At 37.0% G+C, this 1767-nt stretch carries 2 protein-coding genes; one reads left to right on the top strand and one right to left on the bottom strand.

Annotated elements, in window-relative coordinates; all coding sequences use genetic code 11:
- On the bottom strand, positions 1-289 hold a 289-nt coding region (locus ABT063_RS51955), incomplete at its 3' end, for a competence protein CoiA family protein (RefSeq protein WP_351069359.1).
- A 103-nt stretch (positions 290-392) separates the two neighbouring features.
- On the opposite strand from ABT063_RS51955, the gene ABT063_RS51950 reads away from it, so the two are divergent.
- Positions 393-1540 (top strand): IS3 family transposase gene (locus tag ABT063_RS51950; RefSeq protein ID WP_152023957.1). Its coding sequence is split into 2 segments (ribosomal slippage): positions 393-645 and positions 645-1540, totalling 1149 coding nucleotides; the frame shifts between segments, so codons are not numbered across the junction.
- Positions 1541-1767: the final 227 nt, after the last annotated feature.

Here is a 1767-nt window from a genome sequence, read left to right as displayed (position 1 = left end):
AAAAAGGCAGTCGTAATTGCTCAATAAGTCGTCCTTGCCCAAAAGGGATTTCTTCTTGTAAATAAATAATTTTCCCACTCAAATCTTCATGAATCAGTGTCTTCAATCTCAGCTTCTGAGTTTTAAAATCTAATTCCCAATAATAGAAACCTCTATTTTCTGAAAAATAGACTAAATTTTTTTGAAGGTTTGTTATTTGGTCTTTTAACCATAAATTTTCCCCCATAAGCCAAAGCACCGTAAAACCGTGTACTTGATAATTTTCTGTCCGTTCTTTTAAACGTTTCATAGAATGGACTATTATCAAATAAATAGACATAAAAAAGAAAAGCGTTTGGAAAGGTTATAATAAACTAGACACAAAGTTAAGAGAAATCGTGGAAAGGTTTATTATGGCAAGAAGAAAATTCGATAAACAATTTAAAAATTCTGCAGTAAAACTCATTCTTGAAGAGGGTTTCTCTGTTAAAGAAGTCAGCCAAGAGCTTGAGGTTCATGCCAATAGTCTTTATCGCTGGGTTCAAGAAGTTGAAGAATATGGAGAAAGTGCTTTTCCAGGCAATGGGACAGCCCTAGCTAATGCCCAACATAAGATTAAATTGTTAGAGAAAGAAAATCGTTATCTTCAGGAGGAACTTGAACTTCTAAAAAAGTTCCGGGTCTTCTTGAAGCGAAGCAAGTAAAACGTTTTGAATTTCTCTTGAAACATCATGGGAAGATAAAAATTAAGCATGCAGTAAAAGTTCTTAAGGTTTCTCGCTCAGGTTTCTATGAATACATGCATCGTCGTCCTTCAAAACAACAAGTGGAGAGAGAAATTCTCTCAGAGAAGATAAAAGCTGTCTTTCATGAGCATAAGGGACGCTATGGTGCGGTTAGAATTACCAAGGTACTTCATAATACTGGTATTATGACCAACACGAAACGTGTTGGGAAACTGATGCACTTGATGGGACTTTATGCCAAGGGAAGCCGTTATAAATATAAACATTACAACAGAAAAGGAGCTTCGCTTTCAAGACCCAATTTAATTAATCAGATCTTTAAAGCAACAGCTCCTAATAAAGTATGGCTGGGAGACATGACCTATATCCCTACCAAAGAAGGCACCTTATACTTAGCCGTGAATATCGACGTTTTTTCACGTAAGATTGTAGGCTGGTCAATGTCTTCACGGATGCAAGATAAACTGGTGAGGGATTGCTTCTTACAAGCTTGTGGGAAAGAACATCCTCAGCCTGGCTTGATTGTCCATACTGATCAAGGGAGTCAATATACAAGCTCTCGTTATCAATCTACTCTTCGTCAAGTCGGTGCTCAATCTAGCATGAGTCGTAAAGGAAATCCATATGACAATGCAATGATGGAGTCTTTTTATAAGACGCTAAAGAGGGAGCTTATTAATGATGCTCATTTTGAGACAAGAGCTGAGGCTACTCAAGAAATATTTAAATACATTGAGACCTATTACAATACAAAAAGGATGCATTCAGGTCTTGATTACAAGTCTCCAAAAGACTTTGAAAAATATAATTCTTAAATTCTCTTAACTCCGTGTCTAGTTTTTCGTTGACTTTCCAAAAATATAGCTCATTTTGTGTCTAAATATTTGACATTGGTCCATACTTCTAAGTTAGAGCCGTCATCTCGTGTTATAGGAATAGAGCCGACACCCCCTGCCCCTACCAATAAAAGTTGAGCATCATAAGGCGTTTTAATCCTCTGAACTTCTTGAATCACTACCCGCCTCAACGGCAAGAAGGAGCG

The sequence above is a fragment of the Streptomyces sp. NPDC002838 genome (assembly GCF_040295365.1).
Classification (GTDB): domain Bacteria; phylum Actinomycetota; class Actinomycetes; order Streptomycetales; family Streptomycetaceae; genus Streptomyces.
This window is presented reverse-complemented; position numbering and strand designations above follow the sequence as displayed.